Here is a 24,907-nt window from a genome sequence, read left to right on the forward strand (position 1 = left end):
CTAATCAATTACTTATGCCCAAAATATTTTTCGTCTTTCGCCATTAAGGCTTTATAATCTTCCGATTGTTGAATATCGCTCATTTCATGTAGATATGGGCGGTCGTCATCAATTTTTTTGTATTGTGATTCAGCTAATTTTAAAGCAAAATCAGGTTTCGTTACTAAATTTTTACTGTATTTATTAGCCGAGATAACAGAGGCACGCGACACCTTAGTCGGGCCTTCAATGGTCCATTGGCTGGTTTGTTTTCTTTCAAAACGACAGGTATTACAGATAAAGTCATTTACTTCACCCCATTCGTTTTTACGGGCGGTAACCCGGATTACCTCATCACCACGGTACCACAATTGTACTTTACCACTACATTTCTCGCACTCACAATGAGCATCAACCGGTTTCGAGAACCATACACGGTTTTTGAAACGATAGGTTTTATCAGTCAAGGCACCCACAGGGCACACATCTATTACATTTCCTGAGAAATCATTGTCAATAGCCTGCCCGATATAAGTTGAGATTTCAGCGTGGTCTCCACGATTCATTACCCCATGTACCCTTTTGTCTGTAATCTGGTCGGCAGTATATACACAACGATAACACAAAATACAGCGTGTCATGTGTAGCTGAATATAAGGACCAATGTCTTCTTTCTCAAAAGTACGGCGGTCTTCTTCGTATCTGGTAGTACCAACACCGTGTTCGTAAGAGAAATCCTGTAAGTGGCACTCTCCGGCCTGGTCGCACACAGGGCAATCAAGCGGGTGATTGATTAACAGGAATTCAACCACTGATTTTCTTGCATCTACTACCTGCGGATTGGTAAAGTTTTCTACCACCATTCCGTCCTGAATAGGTGTGATACAAGAAGCTACCAGTTTAGGCATCGGACGAGGGTCTTTGGCTGAGCCAGCAGAAACTCTCACAAGGCAAGCACGGCATTTTCCGCCCGAACCTTTCAGAGGCTCATAATAACACATGGCTGGTGGAGCAACTTCAGGGCCGATTTTACGTGCCGCTTGCAAAATGGTTGTTCCCGGTGGTACTTCAACCTCCACACCATCAATGGTTACTTTAAATAATTGAGGGGCTGTATTTTCCATAAAGTCAATTTTCTTAATTCAATTAAAACAGGCGGCTTATGCCAACACACTTTCTTTCATATAAACGGCACCTGGTTTTGTGGCCTCTATCGGATGTTTGATATGCCACTCAAATTCATCACGGAAATGGCGGATAGCCGAGGCAACAGGCCATGCAGCCGCATCACCTAACGGGCAAATAGTATTCCCTTCTATTTTTTTCGAAATATCAACCAGTAAGTCAATATCGTGCATAGAGCCTTTTCCGTGTTCAATACGATTCAATACTTTCTGCATCCAGCCTGTTCCTTCACGGCAAGGCGAACATTGTCCGCATGATTCGTGCTCATAGAAACGGGCAAAATTCCATGTATTCCGTACAATACAAGCAGTTTCGTCAAAAACGATGAATCCGCCTGAGCCTAACATAGTTCCGGTAGCAAAACCACCGTCTGATAATGATTCGTAACTCATTAATCTGTCTTCCCCATTGGCCGTTTTCAGGAATAAATGACCGGGAACAATCGGTACAGAAGAGCCACCGGCTACTACTGCTTTCAGCGTATGGCCTTTACGTACACCACCACAATATTCATCAGAGTTCAGAAACTCATCACACGATAATCCAAGATTGATTTCATATACACCCGGATTATTGATATGACCTGATGCCGAAATTAATTTAGTACCTGTACTTTTGCCAATACCGTAAGTGGCGTAAGCCTCACCACCATTATTGATAATCCATGAAGTAGTGGCAATAGACTCTACGTTATTTACCACAGTCGGACATTGATACAAGCCTTTTACAGCAGGGAACGGTGGTTTGTTTCTTGGATTCCCTCTTTTACCTTCCAGAGACTCCAACAAGGCTGTTTCTTCGCCACAAATATAAGCGCCACCTCCCGGATGAACAACCAGTTCTAAATCATAACCACTACCTAAAATATTCTTACCTAAAAAGCCTGCCGCTTTGGCTTCTTCAATGGCTTTTTCAAGAATACGAATCACGTACATTAACTCACCTCTTACATAGATAAACGATTTATTAGCACCCAAAGCATAGCTTGAAATAATCATTCCTTCTATCAATAAATGTGGAAGGTTTTTCATCAGGTAATGGTCTTTGAAAGTACCCGGCTCTGACTCATCGGCATTGCACACTAAATAACGTGGCACACCCTCAGGTTTTGCCAAAAATGACCATTTCATACCCATCGGGAAACCGGCTCCTCCTCGACCACGCACACCCGATTTCTTTACTTCTTCCACTACTGCCTCCGGACTCATTGTCTTGATTGCTTTCTCAACAGCCGTATAGCCACCTTTTTTGCGGTAAACCTCAAAGGTTTCAATTCCCGGGGTATTAATATGTTCGGTTAATATCTTCATGATTCTATATTAGAAAATCAAAAACTTTTATTGATTGCTGCTCCCATTACGAAACAACGGCATTATCTCGACAATTCTCTTATGATGTCGTCAACTTTATCATTGGTCAGATTCATGTAATATTTTTCACGAATCTGGAAACATGGTCCCCATCCACAAGCAGCCAGACACTCCACTTCTTTCAAAGTAAACATACCATCAGAAGTAGTCTGACCTTTTTTGATACCTAATTTTTGTGTCAGGTGTGCATATACTTCTTCGCCACCCATCAATACACATGGGCCTGTGCGACAGTATTCTATCACATGTTTGCCTACAGGCTCTAAATGAAACATGGTATAAAAAGTAGCCACTTCATATACTTCAACAGGAGAAATATTCAGCAATGAAGCCACATAATCCATTACATCCTGGCTCATCCAGGCAAATTGTTCCTGAGCTAAGTGCATGATAGGCATTAAAGCTGACTTTTGTTTTCCTTCCGGATAACGGGCTATCATTTCTTTGGCTATGGCCAACCGTTCAGGTGTAAAAGCTATTGTATTTGTAAGTTCAATCATTTTGTGTAATCAAATTTAGGCATCTAATTCTCCGGCAATTACATTGAGGCTACTCATAATTGCGATGGCATCTGAAATGGCAACACCTTTACACATTTCAGGGTAAGCCTGATAATAAATAAAACAAGGACGACGGAAGTGTAAACGATACGGAGCACGACCACCATCGCTTACCAGATAAAAACCTAATTCGCCGTTGCCCCCTTCTACTGCATGATAGACCTCTCCTACGGGAGCATCAATTTCACCCATCACAATCTTGAAGTGATAGATAAGAGCTTCCATATTGCTATATACTGCCTGTTTAGGCGGTAAATAGTAATGGTCTTCATTGGCATAGTACGGGCCTTCGGGCAGGTTTTCAATCGCCTGTTTAATGATTTTGATACTCTCCCACATTTCCTGGTTTCTCACCATGAAACGGTCATAAGTATCGCCATTGTGGCCAACCGGAATATCAAAGTCAAAATCTTCGTATGATGAGTAAGGCTCCATTACACGCACATCGTAGTCAACACCTGCCGCACGTAGATTGGGGCCTGTAAAACCGTATTCCAAGGCACGTTCTGCCATAATAGGCCCTACATTTACTACTCTATCGATAAATATTCTGTTTCTGTTGAAGAGTTTTTCAAATTCAGCCAAGGCTTTGGGCAGATCATGATAAACAGCCTGCTTGATTTTTTTGAGTGCAGTTGGTGATAAATCACGCTCCATACCCCCGATACGACCCATGTTCGTAGTCAGACGGGCACCGCACATCTCTTCGTAGATTTCGTATATTTTTTCTCTTTCCTGAAACAGGTACAGGAAGCCTGAATAAGCTCCTGTGTCCACACCGAGAATGGAGTTACAAATCAGGTGGTCAGCAATACGTGCCAGTTCCATCATAATTACCCTGATATACTGCGCACGCTTAGGTACAGTTACGCCCAACAGTTTTTCTACGGTCATGTGCCAGCCCATATTGTTGATAGGCGACGAACAGTAGTTCATACGGTCGGTAAGGGTAGTAATCTGATAGAAAGGACGACGTTCGGCGATTTTCTCAAAGGCACGGTGAATGTATCCGACAGTTTGTTCGCCTGACACGATTTTTTCGCCGTCCATTTTCAACACATTCTGGAAGATCCCATGTGTTGCGGGGTGAGTAGGCCCCAGATTAAGGGTAGTATATTCTGTGTCTTCAACAATAGGCCTGTTCAAGGCCAATGCATCAGTGGTGTTTTTAGGGATAATCAGTTCTTCTGCCATTGTGTACTATTTTCAATTAACCTCGAATAGTTTGGTATCGTTATGCTAATTGTCAAATTTATTGCTAAGTATCGAATGATACATATTTTCCACTTTAACTCCATATAAAAGACGGATTGACAATCCGTATTACGCTTCACGGATTAGCAATCCGTGATACTATCTTCCGAAAAGCGCGTCAATCTTGTCATTACGGGTGGCATCTTCCAGTGGATATTCTTTTCTCATCGGGAAGTAGTCCATCTCTTCAATATTCAGAATGCGTTTCAGATTTGGATGACCGTCGAAGATAATACCATAAAAATCATAGGTTTCTCTTTCCAGCCAGTTGGCAGTGGCATAGAGCGTGGTAGCCGTTGGAATATGAATGTCATCAGCCGAAAGGAAAACCTTGATACGCACACGCTTATTGTTTTCCAGACTGTGCAAATGATAAATTACGCCAAATTCTTCGCCGGCATTATCGGGCAAGTGGATACCACAAATATCTGTAAGAAAACGGAAACGGAAAGTTTCGTGCTTATGAAGATATACCAGCAGATTGATGATGTTCTGACGATTGGTAGTAAAGGTAAGCAACTCATATGGTTCTTCGAAATTCTTAACATTCTCACCAAAATGAGCTAATATATCTTCTGCTATTTGTTGATTACTTAACATGGATTCTGTTTAGTGATAGTTCTGTTGAGTGATTTAGCGATTTAGTGATTATTTTACTTACAATTTCAATCACTAAATCACCGCAGCGGCGGACCGCTCATTCACTAAATTTTTTACTGAATATTATATGATTCTAATAAAGCTGAATACTCAGGGGTGTTTCTTCTACGGAGCGATTCGTTTTTGGCTAATTCCTGAATCTGCATCAGTCCGTCAAGAATCTGCTCAGGACGTGGCGGACAGCCCGGCACATATACATCAACCGGAATAATGCGGTCGATACCCTGTAATACAGAATAGGTATCAAAAATTCCACCACTTGAAGCGCACGCACCTACGGCTATTACCCAACGAGGCTCTGCCATTTGCAGATATACCTGTTTGACAACCGGACCCATTTTTTTGGCAATGGTGCCCATTACCATCAGCAGGTCGGCCTGACGAGGGGAGAAACTTGGTCTTTCTGAGCCAAAACGTGAGATGTCGTAGTGCGACCCCATGGTTGCCATAAACTCAATCCCACAACACGAAGTGGCAAATGGCAAAGGCCATAGCGAATAGCTACGTGCCATACCAATAACTTTATCTAATGAAGTAGCGAAGAAGCCTGCTCCTTCTAACCCTTCCGGTGCTTCCACCATTTTTACTGAACTCATATGTGTTATCTGTACTTGTCTGAAAGACCTAAAACTTTTTTTAAGCCTAAACAATTTTTAGAAATCTGTAAGAAATATTGAGCGACCGTCGCTCGGTGATTGAGTGATTAGTGATTGAGTGATTAGAGTTTTTTAAGTCTCTTAACTTTGTAAATTAACTTGAAAAAACAAATCAGCGATAAATTATTTAATCACTAATTCACTCAATTCTCATAAAACAAAATTGTCGGATTGTACTAATCCGACGGATGCTTATTCCTTTTCCCAGCTTAGTACACCTTTCTTAATGATGTAGTAAAAGCCGGACATCAGCAATGCCAGGAAGACTATCATTTCAACAAAACCAAACCATCCCAATTTCATAAAGTTTACTGCCCACGGATACATAAAGATAATCTCTACATCAAAAAGCACAAACAAAATAGCTATCAGAAAGTATTTGATCGAAATCGGTGTTCTGGCGTCTCCCTGCGCCTCAATACCACACTCAAAAGGGTCATCTTTTTTTACACTGTGTCTTTTAGGCCCGATTGAATGGGTAACAATCATTGTAAAGATGATAAAACCAATAGCAGCGATTAACTGCACCAGAATCGGGAGAAAATCAGAAGGCAAGTATTCTTTCATAATAACTGTAATAGTAATCAGCAACAGAGAGTTTTCAGGCATTTATTCCCTCTATTACTAACAATAAAATGCTTCGTTTAGTTGCAAATAAATTGCGTGTCAAAATTACTAAGTAAAGTTTAGAAACAAAATAAAAAAGGGTTGAATATTCAACCCATTCAGAATTTTATGAAAAGTTTTTGTGTTGCTCTAAATTCCCCGCTTGTAAGCCGGATGATATACATACCGGGTTCAAGCGACTTGAGATTCAATTCCCGTTTCTCTTTGAGTTCGGCCAGTGTACCCGAAAAAACATTGGCACCACGCATATTAAATACATCTATTCTGGCATTCGGATTATCGCCAAAAGTCTCTATGGTAAATAATCCAGTTGGGTTCGGATTCGGATATACCCGCAATCCATTGTCATTTTCAGGAATCAGGAAGTTGAGTAACTGTGAGAATGGGGAGAAACAAACCAGAGAACCATTATTGGTATTATTGTATCTTAAAGCGGTTCGCACCGCAAAATTACCTTGACGTGGCACTTTCAGAATAGCGGTTGTATCAGTTAGTGCCGTTTCATCTAATTTCCAGTTAAAGAAATGACCGGGAATGGTGGTAGCCGGAACTGCCACTACCTGATAAGCCCCATCTTTTTCTAAAGTGGGTGCAGGTGGCGTATCTTTTACAAATACCTGAAAAGACACAGGGTCAGATTCACAGTTTTTATCGTCTCTTATTTTAAGTGTATAATTACCAGCCTGTTGCACAACAATGTCTTTTGAGGTAGCACCTGTACTCCAGGCATAACTCACGGCATTGCTCCCGTTAAGCGTTACACTAAGCCCATCGCAGATAGTGTTGATATTATCAATAGTTGAAATAGAAACCGATGGCGGTGGGATGAAACTGAGACTGATGGAATCGGCGGTCGATTCACAACCGTTGACATCTCTGACTCTTAAAGTATATAAACCCGGATTGGCAATAGTTACCGCTTTAGAGGCAGCTCCGGTGCTCCACATATACACAAAGTTCTCGTTAGACGCTGCTTCAAGGTTTACTACATTACCGGGACAGAACTGCTCTAATCCGGTGGCGGCTATTTCAACAGTAGGTAATGGATTAACCGTTACACGCTGGGAAACCGGAAGAGAAAAACAGCCAAAACCGTCTTTTACTGTCAAAGAATACTCTCCGCTTTGATTAATATTGTTCGATTTAGTGCTGATTCCGTTGCTCCAGAAATAACCACTAAAATCGTCATTTGCTCTCAGGTTCACGCTCTTGCCCAGACAAAAAACAGTAGGTCCATCAGGTACTATACTGGTAACCGGACGGTTCCGAAGGGCTATATCTATAAAACTCGTAGATTCACAGCCATTCTGGTCTCTCAGTTTCAAGCTATAAGTTCCGGCATTTCTTACAACAATTTTTTGTCCGTTCGAGCTTGTACTCCATTCATAACTGATTTTATCATCAAAATTGTTTGTTACCAGAGATACACTATCGTCAGGACAGATAGGTAAATCTTTGGTAGCAATAATGCTATTACGGGGTAAAGGATTCACATTGACATTGACCGCACTTGAGACCGACGGACAACCATTCAGGCTGTAATTGGTAAGCACAAAAGAGCCGGAGGTTCGGGCAACAATGGTCTGCCCTCGCTCACCATTGTTCCAGACATTGCCACCTGTTTCGCTCGAAGATAACACCACACTTCCACCATCGCAGAAAGTGGTAGGTCCGCTTATATTAATAGAAGGATTAACTATCGGGTTGTTGGGTGAGATTGGAATAGGCTGTGAATACAACGTATTACCTGACCAATCAGTAGTTCTGACTGTATAGCTACCATTATTTACAGTAATTGAACGGTCTGTACTGCTATTACTCCAGTTAAAACTTCTGTAATCGCCATTTACCTGTATAGTAAATTTGTTATTTGGATTGGCCGGATTACAAGAAAGGCTGACATTTACCAATCCCCTCGACTCTAATGGTTGAGAGCTTGAAAAAAAGCCATCGTTTAAAGCAGCATCCCAGTATTCAGCCGCCCGGTTTAAGCCTTCATTATGAAAGTGAACCCCATCAGCCCTGAAATTAGCCCCTACTATTTCATCGGTATTGGGCCCTCTGAAAACATTATGCACATTATCAATCGTAATATTCTGCCCATCAATTACATTCTGATGTGGTTGAGGATTTCGTGAAGAACGGGCAACTACCCATGCCAGATCTCCTTTGCCTGAGTCGTTACGGGTTTGTTCGATTACTATTTTCAGGTTATTGAAATACGCATTAGAAGAGGTATTATCGTCGCTTTCGCCCTGTTGCCAGAGTACGGCTCTCACACCTGTACGGGTTACATAGTGTTGCAAAGCTGCTTTTAAGGCCCTGTAAGGCATACCCGGCACTGCAATAAAAGAGGGTAATTCTTTCCGTAAATCTTCTCCGTTTGATGAACGCTGCCAGGCACTAACGCCGATGCCCCCTAATGCTGCCCCATAAAACAATACCGGAACATTGTATCTTTGCGCCAGTTTATCGCCTAAACGCCCCCAGAACCACGGAACATAATTATAAGGTGCAATACTGGAGAAGTTGCCCATATGCGAAAACTGGAAAGGCAACTGGTTTTCGTTGAGTGCGGCATTATAATAATTAATGGTAGAAACACGGTCATCATTGGCACCAATGGCACCCCCTGCATAGCTGGGATCGCCTTGTGCATTAGATTGCCCGGCCACAATAAATACCTCGCCAACCCCCACTCTTTCAAGCACACTTGAGGTTACCACCTGCCCGTTCAACACTCCTCTTACTTCGATATTATACCAGCCACCACTTAAATGAAGAAAGCCATTGAAGATACCAGTAGTCAGGAAATCCTGAATGGTAGTCCAGCCGACTTCATTGCCCTGGCCAGGGTATACCGGAAATGCTCGGGCGTCAATACGGTCTAATTGCTGAAAATAACTGCCAGTGATATTTACATTAGCATGGTTATCATTATTTCGCTGAAAAACCATTCGCGAAACAGGGAAGGTAATTTGTATCTGTGAGTATGTATTGAAAGCAATAATACTCAACACCATTACCAACCATTTTTTTGTACGCATACTTACCGAGGTTAAAATTATTGCATGGAGAAACAAATTTACAAATGCCCTCAATCATTAACAACAAGGTAAGGCTGATAATAGTATGAAAATTTTATTTAATGGCAAGAAAATTATTTTTGTTCAACAAAAACCCGTTTAAGTACATGATAATCTTTGTTACGCAAAGTAACAATGTATTTACCCATCGGTAGGTTTTGTAGCTTCAGCGTTTTCCTCGAATCAAACTTATAAACAGTATATTCTCTCACAATTGCCCCCTTCATATCGTAGAAAGTTATCTGTACCTCTTCAAGGTCTTCAAGGGTTTCAATATTCACCTCGTCATCTATAGCCGGATTAGGAAATATTCTGGCACCGTTGTCTGATGGGTCAATCACGAAAATGTGTGGCTCTGAAAGTTTTGAATAGCACCTGATTGAATTGCCATCTTTCAATACATAGTAAATAGAACCTCTGAGCGTATAGGTTCCGGCCTCTTTGGCTTTAATAATGGCCTCTTCTTTAGGTATTTTCACACCTTCTTTATACCACTCAAATTTTGAGTCGAATATCCCGGTGGTTACGGCTTCAAGGGTATAAGGGCCTGACTGCAAAATAGTAAGACCAATCGGATTATCTTTTACATCAACACTTACTTCGTCAGAAACAGGTGAGATACATCCATTCTGATCCCGAATCTTTACTGAAAATACACCTGACAACCCTACATTGAAGCTCTGCGATGTGCGGTTGTTATTCCAGATATATCCTGTACTTTGGGTAGCCGATAAGGTAACACTATCGCCCAGACAGAAGATAGTCGGGCCGCTTGGTGTAATGGTCGGTTTTGCAGGAATCGGATTTACTTTAATGGTAATTGAATTGGATATTTCCTGACAACCAAACTGATTGGTAGCCGTTACAAAGAAATCACCACTATTAGTGATTCTCAACCGAGGGTCGGTTTGTCCGGTGTTCCACACAATTTCACTGGTTACATCAGAGGCGATATGTACACTGGTATCAGCACAGAAAACTATCGGTCCGTCGGCTGTTACTCTTGGTTTCTGAGGCTTAGGATTCACCGTTACTATTACTTTCTCTGAGGTACTCTCACAACCAAACTCATTTTTTACTTTCAGAAAAAATTCTCCTGTCCGGTCAACCGTAATGCTCTGGTTGCTTTGTCCGGTATTCCATAAGTTGCCTGACTGATTGGTAGAGCGGAGATTTACTGATTTATCCTGACAAAAAACAGTAGGGCCTTCGGCCACAATTTTGGCCTCCGGATTGGGATAAACTGTTACATTAACCCCATTAGAGGTATTGAAACACCCTAAATAATTATGCTTGTTTACTGCATAATAACCAGGCTGAGAAACTACAATTGATTTTCCGCCCTCGCCTGTGCTCCATGATATTTCCTGGTCGGTAGAAGAGGTTAGCCGAACGCTTCCACCCTGACAAAAATCGGTGGCACTTTCGGCAGTCAGAAAAGGTTTTTCGGGTATTACCTCACCTGTATAGTTCACGCCTGCGGTATAATACACATTTCCAAGATAATCAATGGCTTTCCCTCTTAAAAACCCGTTTTTTATCTGAATAATTGAACTGCTGTTTAAATCTCCAAAACCATTTGTCCAGCGATACTCTTTAAAGCCCTCAGGCATAAAAACTGACAAAGGCGCACCTGCGTTATCAGGGCTGCAATACATCTGAAAAGATAAGGGAGTAGAGGCCGGAATCGGGTTAGACCTGATAAAGAAATCCTGATTGAGTTTATCGCTCCAGGCTTCAGCTAATTGAATTAAACTGAAACTTTCAAAATGTACCCCATCTGAACGATGCAGAATATCATCGGTATCGGGGCCATTAAATACATTGGGATATTCTCTGATAACGGCTCTTTGAGCTTCAACAATTGTCTGAGAAGTGCCTCTGCGAGTGCGTGAAACTTTACTTACCATCCAGCTTATATCTCGCCCACTATCGTTTCTGCTTCTTTGAATTACATACTGCAAGGCATTTTTATACACATCAAAGCTGGTTCCTTTGTCATTATCGGTTTCGCCCTGATGCCATAAAATAGCCCGTACCCCAAACATATTGGAATAATGGTGCATCGATTTCCTGATGTTTTCGAACGGATAGCCCGGCCTTGCATAATTGCCTGAATAAAAATCCCGGCCACTTTCGCCATCTGCGCTTTTACTCCATTCTTCTACGCCAAGCGCCTCAAAAGCCGCATTAAAAAACATGATGGGCACATCTAACTTTGCAGCCAGTAAATCACCTAATTTGCCCCAACACCAGGAACCATTCCCTAATGGAGCCAGTTTAATATTTTCGTCAAGATGCCCCACTACCGGAAAAGGGACGTCGTTAATCTGACCAAAAGAGTAGAAATTTGTAATGACATTTACTCTGTCGTCAAGTGCCGGAGGATTACCCCGGCCTTCGTAGCCCTGGGCATTAGACTGGCCGGCAATAAGAAACACTTCGCCTAACCCCACTTTCTCTAAAGAAACTGTTTGAATTATATTATTATCACGAATGGCTCTTACCTCTAACTTGTACCAACCTCCGGTTACATAAATACCACCGGAGAAACTGCCAAAATTCGGATTAACAGCAATGGGTATCCAGTCAACAGATGAGCCGCCTTTGATTGAGATCAGCCGCGCATCTACTCTGTCAACTCTTGTCTGGAAAGTTCCGGCAATAGGAATAACACCGCCGCCCGAGTTATTTCGCTGAAAAACAGCACGATTCATCGGGAAAGTAATCATGAGCTGTGCAAAAACACTTGAATTTGCCAAGAGGAATAAGCCCACAAGTATTTTCTTCATGGTCTTAGTTAAATAGTAAAGGTTCACTCAATCAATAGTTAGTGTTGTGGAATAAAATATACTTTTCCATTTTTGCTTATTTATCAGTCACATCGTACTACAAATAAATCAATAACATATATATCCATTACACATACGCATAATGGCAAGGCATATCCGGCATGGAATGCGCTATCTTTAGTTATTCCGAAATTAATTATTTTAATTCACGCTTCAGATTAAATTTTATTAATCTGTCATTGAAGGAAAATTTCTGCTAATAGCCTTTTGCTATTAAACTCCTTTGCCCCTGATAATGTTATTTATCAGTTAGCCGCATGAATATTTTCCCAGATTAAATCCTTCAATTCGTCTATTCCCTGATTTGCATAGGAAGAGAAGAACAGAAAAGGTAAATCCTGTGGAATTTTCTTTTTAATTTTTGCGATTTGCTTCTCGTCAACCAAATCACATTTCGAAATACCTAAAATTCTCTTTTTATCGAGCAGTTCCGGGTTGTACTGTTTTAATTCTTTGAGCAGGGTTTTGTATTCCTTTGCAGGATTTTCACTATCGGCAGAAACCAGAAACAGCAGTATTGAGTTTCGTTCGATATGCCTAAGAAAACGTAGTCCAAGGCCTTTTCCTTCAGATGCACCTTCAATAATACCCGGTATATCGGCCATTACAAAAGACTTATAATCACGATAGGCCACTACGCCCAGATTAGGCGTAAGAGTGGTAAAAGGGTAATCGGCAATTTCAGGCTTTGCCGCCGAAACAACCGATAATAGTGTTGATTTGCCGGCATTCGGGAAGCCCACAAGCCCCACGTCTGCCAATACTTTTAATTCTAAAATTATCCAGGCTTCTTCTCCTTCTTCGCCGGGTTGAGCATATTCAGGTGCCTGATTGGTTGAGTTTCTGAAATGGTAGTTACCTAAACCACCTCTTCCGCCCGATAATAAAACTATTTTTTCTCCGTCTTGTGTTACCTCACCAATGATTTCGCCTGTTTCGGCATCTCTCGCTACGGTGCCAAGCGGTACTTCTATAATCTCGTCATGGCCTTGTGCGCCCGCTCTTCTTCCGCCTTCTCCAGCTACACCGTGCTGCGCTTTAATGTGCTTGCGGTATTTCAGGTGCAGAAGTGTCCAGTGTTGCGAATTCCCTTTCAGTATCACATGGCCTCCCCTACCGCCATCACCACCATCAGGCCCGCCATTCGGTACGTGTTTTTCTCTACGAAAATGCTTTGACCCAGCCCCACCATTGCCCGAACGGCAATTTATTTTTACATAATCTATAAAATTGCTTGTCATAAGCTTTTGAATTGAGTGAATGAGCGATTGAGTGAATGAGTGATTATTATCCTTATCGCCCTCTACAAAATTTATAATTACACTTATTTAGAGCTATTTTAGATTGTCGATTGATTATTATTTATATAAGCGAATTATTAGTAAACATGAATAATCACTCAATCACATATTCACTAAATCACTCAATAACTAATCTACCTTTGCATTATCTATTGCTTCACAAATCGTGCCGAATATTAAATCAATCTGTCCAATGCCATTTACTTTTACCACTTTTCCCTGATTCTGGTAAAATGGTAATACATGAATAGTCTTGCTGAAATACTCATCTATGCGTTTTAATAGCTTATCTTCATCATCATCGGCTCTGCCGCTTACTTTTTTTCTTTCAGCAATACGGTCTTTGATTTCTGCCTCTGTTACGTCTAATTGTAAAACCAGGTCTATTTTTTCTCCTTTACCTTCTAAAAAAGTATCCAGGGCTTCTGCCTGATTTACGGTACGTGGGAATCCATCAAAAATAAAGCCGCTCACATCGGGGTTTCTCTGTACTTCTTCTTCCAGCATATCTATCGTAATCGAATCAGGAACCAATAAACCATCGGCAAGGATTTGTTTTACACGTTTCCCTAACTCGGTATCCTGACTGATATGCATTCTGAACATATCGCCTGTAGAAATATGAGCCAATTTGTATTTATCAATAATTTTAGCTGATTGAGTACCCTTTCCGGCACCTGGAGGTCCAAATATTACAAGATTAAACATAAGTAAAATGATAGGTCAATTCCTTCTCTCATAGCATTCTGATATGAGCAGGTCGGCAAAAATAAAATCAAAATTTATAATTTGTACGATTCCGAGGCAAATAATTTATCTAATGGTAAAAAAAACAGCCTGATTCTGACTGAATCAGGCTGTTTTTATATTTAAACCCATCAAGGTTTTATCAACCTTTAGGGCCACCGCTACTTCCCGAAGGATTGTTGTTGGCCGGAGGAGTTGCTGTACCATTGGGTGTAGGTGTAGTACCCGTTCCTGTTCCGTTGATGCTTTCCAATACTTTCAATGCTTGTTGGTTAGCCGGGTCAAAAGTCAATACCATGTTCATGTATTCTTTTGCTTTAGCTGTGTCTTTATCCAACAATAAAGCTTTAATTCCTAAATAACCGTAGGCTTCAGCCAGGTATTTCTTGGTAAGGTCTTTCGACTTTTCAGCCTCTGGTACTAAAGAGATATATTTTTCATAAATCGGAGCCGCCATAAAGGTCGAATCGTTCGGATTCGCATATTGTTTTACACGTGCTTTCAGAATGTATGGAGTCAACCAGGTATCTTTATACAATACAATTGTTTTAGATAAAGCTGAATCTGCTTTTACATAATCTTTGGTACGGATATAGGCGTCTGACAAGTTATAGTAATCTGCACCATCGGCTTTAGTGCCTTCTTTTTCAATCGATTTTTCATATACAACCGCCAGTTTATCCCATCTTTTAGCTGCTTTATAAACATTTACGATATCGTTTGTATAGTTAGTCAGGGTATCGCCCATTTCCATGGCTTTCTCCATATAAGTAATACCAATCGAATCGTTAGCGGCTTTGTTTGCATCGTCTTTGATACAGATATAACCACGGCCAATAGTACCATAGTCAGTAGCTAAATGACGGTCTTGTGGTGCTTGTTTCAAAAACTCCTGCACATTTTTCACACCTTCAGCGCACTCCCCTTTTTCTACTTGTGTATAACCTCTTAAACGGAATTTAACCGGGTCTTGAATTTTGTCGAAAATTGTATTCAAAACCTGTGTAGCGCCATCATAGTCTTTAGAAGTAAAGGCTAATTTTACATATCTCAATTTAGCGGCATCTGTTGGTTCGCTTTTCTCCAAATATAATTTTGCATTTTTAGCTGCTAAATCATATTTACCAAAAATCTGAAACAAAACACTCAGGTAATAATAAGCAGGTGCATGTTCTGCATCAGCCTTAATTGCCTCATTTAACTCTACCTGAGCTTTTTGATAGTTTTTACCTTGCAGCCATACTCTACCCATTAAAGTACGGATAACAGCGGCCTTTTGTCCCATATTTAAGGCATTTTCAAGGGCAGTCATCGCACCACCGCCATCGTTTTTCCATAAATAGGCCTTTGCCAAAGCAATGTAGTAATCAGGATTGTTCTTCACTTTTAATACATCTAAACCAGCCTGAATATTCAATACTGCTTCTGCAGGGTCGTTCAGTTTCGGGTCTTCCGAGATTGCATAGGCTTCGCCGATTCTGAATAATACTTCAGGATTTTTATTTTTAGTATCTTTTTTAATTAAATCAAAATCTGCTTTTGCGCCTGCTTTATCTCCCGATAGTAACTTTACTGCTGCTAAACCAACACGATTGAGTGGGTCAGGTTTTTTATCTACTGTAGAACCTTTCGTGAAAGCCTCTTTTGCTTTAGCTAAATCCGGCTCAGGCAGGTTCAGATAATAATAGCCCTGATAGAAATAATTCTCTTCTGTTGGTGCAGAAGTTACTAATTGATTGAAAACTGTACCAGCAGCGTTGTAACGCTCGGCATCCAAATTTCTCAATCCATCCTGCACTGTTTGTGCCATAGTGTGGAACGTCAACGCCAGCACCGCCACCGCTGATACTGACAAAGATCTCAAAATCTTGTTCATTTTCACTCTGAAAGTTAGGTTTACAATTCTTGTATTAAAAAAAAATTAAGCAAAGTTAAAAAATGTATCTTAAACAGAAAAAAATTTGTTGTTATTGGTATAAACTTTTTAAATCTTTTGCTTTTACTGATTAAGACAAAATCTTTTATCTGAGGTTTATTAATCAATTGTTAATGCTCGTTTTTCAAGGGTCAAATCAGTAGAACAAATATTTTGCTTGTATTGTTCTATTTCTCTGCCATATTATCCTATTTTGGTTGTTCAGTGTTGATGATTACCCCCTTTTCATAGATGAAATAAGGAATCAATCCGGACTTCTCTACCACTAACTGACCTATCTGGGCACAACAAAAACGGATAAACGCTTTTGTGAGGCCGTAGTGGTCCATCGTATGTAAATACACCCTTCTTTCTAAAGGATATTTTCTTGCTCTTAGTGCCTCGGTAGTAGGCTTATAATAGGCCTTTTGCCCGGCTGCTGAAACGCCTAAAACTTTTACTCTGCTGATAAAAGTACGACTGTTCTGGTCATCTAAATCACTAATCCAGTTACCGCCAATCATTCCTATGGCTTTCGGATTCTTCTCGATATAATCAATTACATCTTTATTACCATCGGCAGCAAAAATATTAGCCTTTTTCAAATCCTTTATGTTTAGTTTCTGAATCATGTAATTCAGGTTACTTGAATTACTGTTATCAAAAACCAGTTTATAATCTGTATACGATTTTCCGTCAAATATTTCTTTTAGTTCACCTAAAGAAATATTCTCTAACGGATTACTCAGATTAGTTATCAGTGCTACGCCATCCAACGCCATTTTTGCAGGCAGATAAGCTATTTTTCGAGAGGTGAAAATGGCTTTTTCGTTATCTGTTGCCTCACGTGTGCCTATGGCCACATCTACCGAGTCTTGCATCAACAATGCCATTGCTTTTTGCTCGGGCATATATTTTACGTGCAAAATAGCTTTAGGATAATGCGCATTATAGGCCATTACCTGAGCGTCAACAATAGGTTTTAGTGATTCGTCGGCTGCAATCGTTATCTCGCCGTCATTGGGTAAATCGGGCTTGTCTGGCTTGGAACATTTAAAAAAAAGCAAAGCACAAGTTATCAAGAGAATGAATTTTCTCATGGTAGTTATTGGTTAAGTTTAATTTGAACAATGTAAAAATAGGTATTAGTAAACGATAAAGTCAAGTGATTCAGTATAATATTAAAAAAAAATTAAAAAACATGCCACCCTGTGTTACAAAGTGGCATGTTTGTATCGAAAAAATAAAATCAGTCATTCATCGTATCCTTGATTGAAAGATAGGCTCTGTAACCTCTGAAAATACCATAGACAATGAGCAATGCACCCATAGCATAGGCAAGTGTATCAGAGAGAGGCACCATCAACCATTTCAATTTGATTACAAAGTATCCTAATACAATATATACCAAGGCGAATAAACCCATAGATAATTGCAGGACTCTTTGAAATACCTGACGCTGCTTATCTGATGAATTACGTCGTGTTGCCATTATTACTCAAGTTGGAAATTGATCGGCATCGTGAAGAATACACGAACGCTACGACCATTTTGTTTACCCGGATTCCATTTTGGCATCGACTTAATTACACGTTGCGCTTCTTCGTCGCAACCGAAACCAATTCCTTTCAGAATCTGAACATCACCGATTCGGCCATCTTTTTCAACAACGAATTTGGCAAATACTTTTCCTGATACGTTTGCACGTTGTGCCGCTGATGGGTATTTAAGGTTTTTACCAATGTAAGCATACATTTCCTTGATACCACCCGGGAACTCAGGGTTTTGCTCAACCGTTGTAAAGATTTCGTCTTCTTTTGGTTGTTCAATCTCTGCTGGTTTAGGTGCTTCCACCGGAGGAGGAGCCGCAGCTACTTCTTCAGTTTCGATACCTTCTTTGGTTACGTTCGAGATAACTTTATTTTCAACCTCTTCCACTTTTGGTGGCGGTTCTTCGTTCTTCACTTCTTCGTCAGCTTTTGGTTCTGGCGGAATGAATTTAATCTGAGCTACTTCCGGCTTTGGTGGTTCCGGTTCTGGCGGCGGAGGAGGAATATCCGGTTTCTTTTCTTCCGGTTGTTCTTCCTTCAACTTAGAGAGGTCAATTTCAACGCTTTGAAGATCTTCTTCTTTATTACCGCCGAATTTATTGAAACTCCAGGCTGCCAGTAATGCTCCACCAAATAACCCGATACCTATCAGAGCAGCTCTGGTAAGGTATTTTGAGTAATTTTTCCTTAATGAATATGCACCGTAGTCCTTGTTACGTCCTTCGAATACGATTTCATCTAAGGTGATGTTTTTAGCATTTTTTGCTTCCATTTTTTTGTTTGTTTTTCCTTAGATTACTTATTGTTTGGGAGCCGCCAGCTTTTGGTCAAGCAGTTCCTTTTCTTTCGGGGTTAAATCAACAATTGCATAGCGGTCAGACTTTGTAATTGCCATTTCATCCAGAATATCTACTGTATTCTTCCAGTTTGCTTCATCACTTGGTTTAATGATTACTGTAAACTTGCTTATATCAAGTGCATTTGCTTTTTTTACTAACACAGATTTTCTGATACCTTCTGGTGAGTAGTCTGTTTCGTTTATATCAGCAATTGTTAGCTCTGGAAGAGGTTTCTGATACCAAAATACTCTGTCATCTTTACCCATCAGAACAGTAATGGTATTGGTTACCTTTACTTCTGGTGGTGGTGGATCATCAGGGTTTGGTTTATCAGGCATGTTCAACTTCATCATGTTGGGCTTGCCGAACGTCGTGGTGTACATAAAGAAAGTGATAAGCAAGAAGCCCAAGTCCACCATTGGTGTCATATCAGGTTTACCACCTGCTTTCTTGGACCGGACCTTACCGCCACCTTTCTTACCACCACCACCGGACTCCTGTATTTCAGCCATTTTTTATCTGGTAATTTAAGGGTTCAATGAATATTACTTATCTTCTTTGTTTTCTGAATCAGTAATCAACTGAAATTTGTTGATTTCATTTTTTCCTAATTCAGCAAACAACTTTTTAATTGCAGGATATTGTGTTTGCACATCACCACGAACAGCCAGTTTCGCTTTTTTGTTGATGTCGGTCAAATAAGTTTTAACCCAGTCAACCAATTCGCTTTTGGTACTGTCATTCGGGATACCCTGAATTTTCACTTGTCCTTTCTGAGCTTCAGATAATGCCAGATATTGTTTTAACGAAGTAATTGAAACACCAGTTTCAGCTAATTTCGTAAAGTTTTTCTGATCTGCATCTGAAAGTCCCGCACCATACTTTTCATTCATTTTCTGAATAAGTGTGTATCTGTCAAGCGGATTCGTAACGCCAAAATAATATTTGCCGTCTTTGTCAATGGTAATTGTAGCCACATCTTTGTCGTCAACTTTAATTTCTGAGATTGATGAAGGCGTATCTACTGTTACAGACTCCTGACTTTTGAACTGGGTAGTCATGATGAAGAATGTAAGAAGTAGGAACGCAACGTCACACATCGCAGTCATATCCATTGATGGACTTTTTCTGGCTGGTTTCGGTGCTGCCATAGCTTTGTTTGAAAGTTTAAATGTTTAAACAAACTATTTACTTTACTGCTTTATCTTAGTGATGAGCAGCGAAGTTTTGCTGAAGGCTCATTCCGATTTCGTCAATTTTGTAAGTAAGCGTATCTATTTTTGAGGTAAACAAGTTATACATGATAATAGCGATTGCTGATGTACCGATACCTAAGGCTGTGTTAATCAAGGCCTCAGCAATACCAGTTGCAAGCGCAGATGCGTCAGGGGCACCACCACCAGAACCAAGCGCAAAGAATGAACGAATCATACCGATTACAGTTCCTAACAGGGCTACAAGGGTTGATACTGATGCAAGTGTTGAAAGAATAGTAAGGTTTTTCTCAAGCATTGGAAGTTCTAAGGTGGTAGCTTCTTCTACTTCTTTTTGTAAAGCAACCAATTTCTGGTCTTTAGCCATTGTGTCGTCTCCGGCTAATTGTCTGTACTTTTCAAGAGCAGTTTTGGTAACGTTACCTACCGAACCTTTTTGTTTGTCACATTCTTTAATCGCATCAGCAATGTTGTTTGAGTCAACTAATGAACGTACTTTACGTACAAAAGCATCTAAATCACCTGTTCCAGAAGCTTTGTTGATAGTAATGAAACGCTCAATAGAGAAAACTAATACTGAAAGCATGAATGTTAATAGGATAGGTACAATGATACCACCTGAATAAACTATACCCATAGCAGTAGTTGGTTTGTGTTTAGTTTCAGGGTCAGAGAAGTTTGAAGGGTCTCCTAAGATGAAGTACCATAAACAAAAACCGATAACGAGTAAAATTGGGATAACGAACGCTGGATTCAATCCACCACTTGAAGACTTAGGGGCTGCTGGTTTTGCTGCTGGGGCTGTAGTCTTTTTTTCCATTAGCTTTGAAAATTTTAGGGTTTTAAAAAATGAAAAAATGAATTTTTTGGTAAATAAAAGTGAAAATTTTAAAAGAAAGAATATTAGTAAAAGAAAATTTTGCTAAAACCTGTTAAGTATTCTTTTCAATCGTGGGACAAGTTTAAGCAAAATCGGCGAAACAAAAAATAAGAGACCTGATAATTTTTTGTTTACAGATTTTTCTTTTGGACTTTTTTAAGATTCTTTATTTATTTTTAATGTCAGGTCTGAAAACATAACTTTTTCATTATCAGATAGTTAAATAATCAGCTTTGTTATCTATAACTAAAAACTTCGTTCATAAACACTTCTTCAAAAAAAGTGCGTTTTTTTTCAATAAATACGCATAATCAAGGCTTATTGCTGTCAACCTTGATTCTTTCTTCCCGATTTGCCACCTCCCACGCTGTATGAAACACTAATTGAGTTATCTGCCTGTACTTAGGGAAAAGGATTTTTTCCACATCGTCGCCCGGACGATGGTAGTCGGCATGTACTCCTGTAAAGTAGAAGATAACAGGTATTTTATGTTTTGCGAAGTTGTAATGATCTGAACGATAATAAAAACGATTAGGGTCTTTAGGATCATTGTATGTATAATCTAACTGAAATTTCACCGAATTATTGTTTGCTTCTTCGCTTATTTTATGTAATTCAGAAGATAATTTGTCAGAACCTATCAGATACACATAATCTTCTTTAGGGGCATGTTCTTTGTCAATCCGGCCAATCATGTCAATATTCAGGTCGCAAACCGTTTTGTCTAATGGAATGATAGGCGCTTTGTCGGCATAGTATTGCGAGCCTAATAAGCCCTTTTCTTCTCCGGTTACGGTCATAAACAAAATGCTTCTGCGTGGTCCGTTGCCCTCTTTTTTAGCTTGTGCAAAAGCTCTCGCTAATTCTAATACCGCACATGTTCCCGAGCCATCATCATCTGCGCCATTATGAATCTGTCCGTTCTGAATACCAACGTGGTCATAATGAGCAGTAATCAATATTACTTCTTCTTTTTTGTCGGTTCCTTCTAAAAAACCTAAAACATTCTGGGTTTCTACAGGCACTTCTCCCCTCTCGGCTTTTACAGAAACGGTTGACTCTTTCGCACTTCCTGCGGTACTTTTACCTGTAGCAGAAATTTTACTCACCAGTTTATTAAATTTCTTAGGCTTTGTCGAAAGCATTTCGGCAGCCATTTCTTTCGAAATATAAAAAGTCGGGTTAGAAGTAGCCTGCTCAGGACTGGCAGCTTCATTGAACGACATACGGTTGAAACGTGACAGCACGGCTTTTCTTTCAGCCGCTAAAGTCTTGAACTGCGATTCGTCTGAATCAGTTACTACAAAAAACATTTTTGCGCCTTTATTCAGGGCTATGTTCATTTTCTTCTGCAATCCGGTTTTCTCTTCCCAGTCAGATTTGCCACCTTCTTTAGTAATATAGTATTTACCCGAGGCATCTTTGGGTTCACCGTCAAGTATAACTATTGCTTTACCCTTTACGTCAATATCCTTATAGTCGCTGTAAGTATCTGATTCGATACCGTACCCTGCAAAAATAACTTTCAATGACTCTTCCTGTGGGATACTGGTGAGTCCGTTAGGGTAATAATCCTTGAAAAATTCTTTTTTCTTATTGCCTATTTTAATATAAGCATCTTTCCAGCCTTTTCTGTAAAGGTTAAAAAACTGAAAATAGCCTTTACCGCCTTTTCCATCAGATGCCAGCGGTTGTAAGCCTAAATCGGCAAAACGTTTAGCAATAAAATCAGCGGCTTTTCTCTGACCTTCAGAACCCGTATCACGGCCTTCGAGTTCATCAGAAGCAATATAGGTAAGGTCTTTTTTAAGATTGTCTGCAGAGATAGTAGCAGCATATTGGTTTAATTTTTCGGCAGTAGTACTGCTCTGGGCATAAACAAAAGAACAGGAACTAAAAAAAACAAAGGCTAAGAAGCTTTTTTTCATACGATACTTTAGGTTTGTTGAGTTATACTAACATAGTTACTCAGAATTATCCTCTGATAACTTCTGTGTAAAATTAAAAGGATTTTATGGAGATAGGAGAATTATTTATTATTTTGTTAAAAATTGCATTAAACTACGAATGACGAAAGAACAGGTTCTTAAAAAATACTTTGGTTACGACACATTCCGCCCACTTCAATCTGATATAATAGATACCATTTTAAACAGGCAGGACTGCCTCGTGCTGATGCCTACGGGTGGCGGCAAATCCATCTGTTTTCAAGTGCCTGCGATGGTGCTTGAAGGTATTACGCTGGTTATCTCACCTCTCATTGCGCTGATGAAAGACCAGGTGCAAGCCTTGCAGGCCAATGGTATTCCGGCAGCTTTTATCAACAGTACTTTATCGGCCAATGAGCAGAGAACTATTGAAACCCAATGCCGCACCGGAGAATTGAAACTGCTGTATGTCTCGCCTGAAAAACTGCTGACACCGAATTATCTCGACTTTATAAAAACACTAAAAATTTCGCTGATTGCGATTGACGAATCGCACTGCGTTTCTACCTGGGGGCACGATTTCAGACCTGAATACACGCAGTTATATGTCTTGAAAGAGGCGTTTCCTGATATACCTATGGTAGCACTTACAGCTACCGCCGACAGGGTAACCAGAAAAGACATTCTGAAGCAATTGGGTGTACCCGATGCAAAAGTTTTTATCTCATCGTTTGATAGACCTAATCTCAAACTTGCGGTTTCTCCGGGACGAAATCGCTTAAAAATCATTCATCAGTTCATAGCCCAACGTCCCAAAGATTCGGGCATTATTTATTGTCTGAGCCGGAAGAATACCGAAGAGGTTGCCGAAGGGCTGCGAAAATTAGGTATTGCAGCCATGCACTACCATGCAGGCATTGATGCCAAGACCCGCTCGGAAGTACAGGACGCTTTTATAAAAGATGAGATTCAGGTAATAGTAGCCACTATTGCTTTTGGCATGGGTATCGACAAATCGAATGTGCGTTTTGTAGTGCATTACAGTTTACCCTCAAATGTAGAAAGTTTTTATCAGGAAATAGGAAGAGCCGGACGTGATGGTTTGCCCTCAGATACGCTACTGTTTTATAGCTTTGCCGATATTGTTACCCGTAAGGACATGATTGACAAGTCGGAGTTGCCCCCTGAAATGAAAGAGGTGCAGTTAGCTAAACTCGACCGCATGAAACAATATGCCGAAACAGAGATTTGCCGCCGACGGGTATTGCTGAGTTATTTTAATGAAGAAGCCCAGAACGACTGCGGCAATTGTGATGTATGCCAGAATCCGCCAGTAAAATTTGAGGCGACTATTTTTGCGCAAAAGGCTTTATCGGCCATTGCCCGTGCCGATGAAAAAGTAGCTATGGGTTTACTGATAGATATATTGAGAGGTGCGCAGAACCGGAATGTGTTTGAGCATAATTACCACACCCTGAAAACTTTTGGCGTAGGCAAAGAACTACGCTATGAAGAATGGGCTGATTATATTACCCAGATGCTTAACTCGGGGATTATAGATATTGCTTATGATGAACGACATTCGCTGAAACTAAATACTTTGTCGTGGCAAGTTTTAAAAGGTGAAAGAAAAGTAGAGTTGGTTAAATTTGAGCCATACGAAGTAAAAAAAGCTCGTCAGGAAGAGGCGGCTCCGAAAGAGAAATCGAAGAAAGAAGTTATCAAAGATGCTTTGTTTGATAAACTGAGAATACTACGCAAGAAAATTGCTGATGAATTGAACCTCCCTCCTTTTGTGGTTTTCTCTGATGCTACGCTATCAGACATGGCACAGAAAAAACCTATCAACAAGATTCAGATGCTGGCGGTATCTGGTGTGGGTGAGCAGAAATTCAAACAGTTTGGTGAGCGATTTATCAATGAGATTTTAGACTTTGCCAGAGAAAATACCGAACCGGGCAAAACCAGAGTGGTAAAAGGATTTACTTATGTTGAGACTTTAGACCTTTATAATAAAGGATTGGCCATAGAAGAAATTGCTCAGAGAAGAAACCTGAGCCCTGTAACCATTATCAGCCATTTGATAAAGCTCAAAGAAGAAGGAAACGATATTAACCTGAAAGACCTGCTACCAAGCTATGAGTATAACCAGATAATAGCGACTGCCATGCGGCTGAACATGCAAAAAGGCGATGCCCTGAAACCACTTTTTGATGAATTGGAGGGTTTGTATGATTACGGTAAATTAAGAATTGCTCTGGCTATGTGGGAAGGAAACTAAAGCAAAGCATCTGACTTATGAGA

Annotated in this window: 20 protein-coding genes; 1 reads left to right on the forward strand and 19 read right to left on the reverse strand. The window is 40.3% G+C overall.

Features of this window, described 5'->3' with window-relative positions; genetic code table 11:
- Positions 1–8: 8 nt before the first annotated feature.
- The 19 genes from EWM59_RS03480 to EWM59_RS03570 form a co-directional block, all read right to left on the reverse strand.
- The gene (locus EWM59_RS03480; RefSeq protein WP_130019561.1) at positions 9–1,103 is read right to left on the reverse strand and encodes an NADH-quinone oxidoreductase subunit G; all 1,095 of its coding nucleotides are present in this window, start codon (positions 1,101–1,103) and stop codon (positions 9–11) included.
- 36 nt (positions 1,104–1,139) lie between these two features.
- Positions 1,140–2,474 (reverse strand): NADH-quinone oxidoreductase subunit NuoF, encoded by a 1,335-nt coding sequence (gene nuoF / locus EWM59_RS03485; RefSeq protein WP_130019562.1) that lies wholly within the window; start codon positions 2,472–2,474, stop codon positions 1,140–1,142.
- A gap of 62 nt (positions 2,475–2,536) precedes the next feature.
- Complete coding sequence (locus EWM59_RS03490) at positions 2,537–3,034, reverse strand: NADH-quinone oxidoreductase subunit NuoE family protein (RefSeq protein ID WP_130019563.1); 498 nt, start codon at positions 3,032–3,034, stop codon at positions 2,537–2,539.
- A gap of 15 nt (positions 3,035–3,049) precedes the next feature.
- The gene (gene nuoD, locus EWM59_RS03495; protein WP_130019564.1) at positions 3,050–4,288 is read right to left on the reverse strand and encodes an NADH dehydrogenase (quinone) subunit D; all 1,239 of its coding nucleotides are present in this window, start codon (positions 4,286–4,288) and stop codon (positions 3,050–3,052) included.
- 159 nt (positions 4,289–4,447) lie between these two features.
- A complete protein-coding gene (locus EWM59_RS03500; RefSeq protein ID WP_130019565.1) occupies positions 4,448–4,948 on the reverse strand; it encodes an NADH-quinone oxidoreductase subunit C in 501 nt (166 codons plus the stop codon).
- 113 nt (positions 4,949–5,061) lie between these two features.
- Entirely contained in the window at positions 5,062–5,604 is a 543-nt protein-coding gene (locus tag EWM59_RS03505) for an NADH-quinone oxidoreductase subunit B (protein ID WP_130019566.1), read from the reverse strand.
- A gap of 252 nt (positions 5,605–5,856) precedes the next feature.
- Positions 5,857–6,234 carry an NADH-quinone oxidoreductase subunit A gene (locus tag EWM59_RS03510; protein ID WP_130019693.1) on the reverse strand — a complete coding sequence of 126 codons (378 nt, stop codon included), beginning with the start codon at positions 6,232–6,234 and terminating at the stop codon, positions 5,857–5,859.
- A gap of 155 nt (positions 6,235–6,389) precedes the next feature.
- On the reverse strand, positions 6,390–9,338 hold the full coding sequence (locus tag EWM59_RS03515; protein ID WP_130019567.1) for a T9SS type A sorting domain-containing protein: 2,949 nt from the start codon (positions 9,336–9,338) through the stop codon (positions 6,390–6,392).
- Positions 9,339–9,451: 113 nt separating this feature from the next.
- Entirely contained in the window at positions 9,452–12,169 is a 2,718-nt protein-coding gene (locus tag EWM59_RS03520) for a sialate O-acetylesterase (protein WP_130019568.1), read from the reverse strand.
- A gap of 305 nt (positions 12,170–12,474) precedes the next feature.
- Positions 12,475–13,470 (reverse strand): GTPase ObgE, encoded by a 996-nt coding sequence (gene obgE / locus EWM59_RS03525; protein ID WP_130019569.1) that lies wholly within the window; start codon positions 13,468–13,470, stop codon positions 12,475–12,477.
- 189 nt (positions 13,471–13,659) lie between these two features.
- Positions 13,660–14,238 (reverse strand): adenylate kinase, encoded by a 579-nt coding sequence (locus EWM59_RS03530; protein WP_130019570.1) that lies wholly within the window; start codon positions 14,236–14,238, stop codon positions 13,660–13,662.
- A 181-nt stretch (positions 14,239–14,419) separates the two neighbouring features.
- The gene (locus EWM59_RS03535; RefSeq protein WP_130019571.1) at positions 14,420–16,087 is read right to left on the reverse strand and encodes a tetratricopeptide repeat protein; all 1,668 of its coding nucleotides are present in this window, start codon (positions 16,085–16,087) and stop codon (positions 14,420–14,422) included.
- A gap of 314 nt (positions 16,088–16,401) precedes the next feature.
- Positions 16,402–17,292 (reverse strand): PstS family phosphate ABC transporter substrate-binding protein, encoded by an 891-nt coding sequence (locus EWM59_RS03540; protein WP_130019572.1) that lies wholly within the window; start codon positions 17,290–17,292, stop codon positions 16,402–16,404.
- Between the two features lie 149 nt (positions 17,293–17,441).
- Positions 17,442–17,684 carry a hypothetical protein gene (locus EWM59_RS03545; protein ID WP_207219935.1) on the reverse strand — a complete coding sequence of 81 codons (243 nt, stop codon included), beginning with the start codon at positions 17,682–17,684 and terminating at the stop codon, positions 17,442–17,444.
- Between the two features lie 2 nt (positions 17,685–17,686).
- Positions 17,687–18,514, reverse strand: coding sequence for an energy transducer TonB (locus EWM59_RS03550; RefSeq protein WP_130019573.1), 828 nt, complete (start codon positions 18,512–18,514; stop codon positions 17,687–17,689).
- Between the two features lie 27 nt (positions 18,515–18,541).
- On the reverse strand, positions 18,542–19,093 hold the full coding sequence (locus EWM59_RS03555; RefSeq protein WP_130019574.1) for an ExbD/TolR family protein: 552 nt from the start codon (positions 19,091–19,093) through the stop codon (positions 18,542–18,544).
- 33 nt (positions 19,094–19,126) lie between these two features.
- On the reverse strand, positions 19,127–19,732 hold the full coding sequence (locus EWM59_RS03560) for an ExbD/TolR family protein (protein WP_130019575.1): 606 nt from the start codon (positions 19,730–19,732) through the stop codon (positions 19,127–19,129).
- A 55-nt stretch (positions 19,733–19,787) separates the two neighbouring features.
- Entirely contained in the window at positions 19,788–20,615 is an 828-nt protein-coding gene (locus EWM59_RS03565; RefSeq protein ID WP_130019576.1) for a MotA/TolQ/ExbB proton channel family protein, read from the reverse strand.
- 371 nt (positions 20,616–20,986) lie between these two features.
- Positions 20,987–22,603, reverse strand: a complete 1,617-nt coding sequence (locus tag EWM59_RS03570; protein WP_130019577.1) for a M28 family peptidase — start codon at positions 22,601–22,603, stop codon at positions 20,987–20,989.
- 139 nt (positions 22,604–22,742) lie between these two features.
- On the opposite strand from EWM59_RS03570, the gene recQ reads away from it, so the two are divergent.
- Positions 22,743–24,884, forward strand: coding sequence for a DNA helicase RecQ (gene recQ, locus EWM59_RS03575; protein ID WP_130019578.1), 2,142 nt, complete (start codon positions 22,743–22,745; stop codon positions 24,882–24,884).
- Positions 24,885–24,907 lie beyond the last annotated feature (23 nt).

Origin of the sequence: Emticicia agri (genome assembly GCF_004168285.1) — a bacterium.
Taxonomy (GTDB): domain Bacteria; phylum Bacteroidota; class Bacteroidia; order Cytophagales; family Spirosomataceae; genus Emticicia; species Emticicia agri.

Coding starts and splice junctions, on each gene's coding strand:
- nuoD (WP_130019564.1), bottom strand. CDS start 4,288: ATGGCAGAAGAACTGATTATCCCTAAAAACACCACTGATGCATTGGCC.
- EWM59_RS03500 (WP_130019565.1), bottom strand. CDS start 4,948: ATGTTAAGTAATCAACAAATAGCAGAAGATATATTAGCTCATTTTGGT.
- EWM59_RS03545 (WP_207219935.1), bottom strand. CDS start 17,684: ATGGCAACACGACGTAATTCATCAGATAAGCAGCGTCAGGTATTTCAA.
- recQ (WP_130019578.1), top strand. CDS start 22,743: ATGACGAAAGAACAGGTTCTTAAAAAATACTTTGGTTACGACACATTC.
- obgE (WP_130019569.1), bottom strand. CDS start 13,470: ATGACAAGCAATTTTATAGATTATGTAAAAATAAATTGCCGTTCGGGC.
- EWM59_RS03555 (WP_130019574.1), bottom strand. CDS start 19,093: ATGGCTGAAATACAGGAGTCCGGTGGTGGTGGTAAGAAAGGTGGCGGT.
- EWM59_RS03560 (WP_130019575.1), bottom strand. CDS start 19,732: ATGGCAGCACCGAAACCAGCCAGAAAAAGTCCATCAATGGATATGACT.
- nuoF (WP_130019562.1), bottom strand. CDS start 2,474: ATGAAGATATTAACCGAACATATTAATACCCCGGGAATTGAAACCTTT.
- EWM59_RS03515 (WP_130019567.1), bottom strand. CDS start 9,338: ATGCGTACAAAAAAATGGTTGGTAATGGTGTTGAGTATTATTGCTTTC.
- EWM59_RS03540 (WP_130019572.1), bottom strand. CDS start 17,292: ATGAGAAAATTCATTCTCTTGATAACTTGTGCTTTGCTTTTTTTTAAA.
- EWM59_RS03505 (WP_130019566.1), bottom strand. CDS start 5,604: ATGAGTTCAGTAAAAATGGTGGAAGCACCGGAAGGGTTAGAAGGAGCA.
- EWM59_RS03565 (WP_130019576.1), bottom strand. CDS start 20,615: ATGGAAAAAAAGACTACAGCCCCAGCAGCAAAACCAGCAGCCCCTAAG.
- EWM59_RS03490 (WP_130019563.1), bottom strand. CDS start 3,034: ATGATTGAACTTACAAATACAATAGCTTTTACACCTGAACGGTTGGCC.
- EWM59_RS03520 (WP_130019568.1), bottom strand. CDS start 12,169: ATGAAGAAAATACTTGTGGGCTTATTCCTCTTGGCAAATTCAAGTGTT.
- EWM59_RS03530 (WP_130019570.1), bottom strand. CDS start 14,238: ATGTTTAATCTTGTAATATTTGGACCTCCAGGTGCCGGAAAGGGTACT.
- EWM59_RS03550 (WP_130019573.1), bottom strand. CDS start 18,514: ATGGAAGCAAAAAATGCTAAAAACATCACCTTAGATGAAATCGTATTC.
- EWM59_RS03535 (WP_130019571.1), bottom strand. CDS start 16,087: ATGGCACAAACAGTGCAGGATGGATTGAGAAATTTGGATGCCGAGCGT.
- EWM59_RS03570 (WP_130019577.1), bottom strand. CDS start 22,603: ATGAAAAAAAGCTTCTTAGCCTTTGTTTTTTTTAGTTCCTGTTCTTTT.
- EWM59_RS03480 (WP_130019561.1), bottom strand. CDS start 1,103: ATGGAAAATACAGCCCCTCAATTATTTAAAGTAACCATTGATGGTGTG.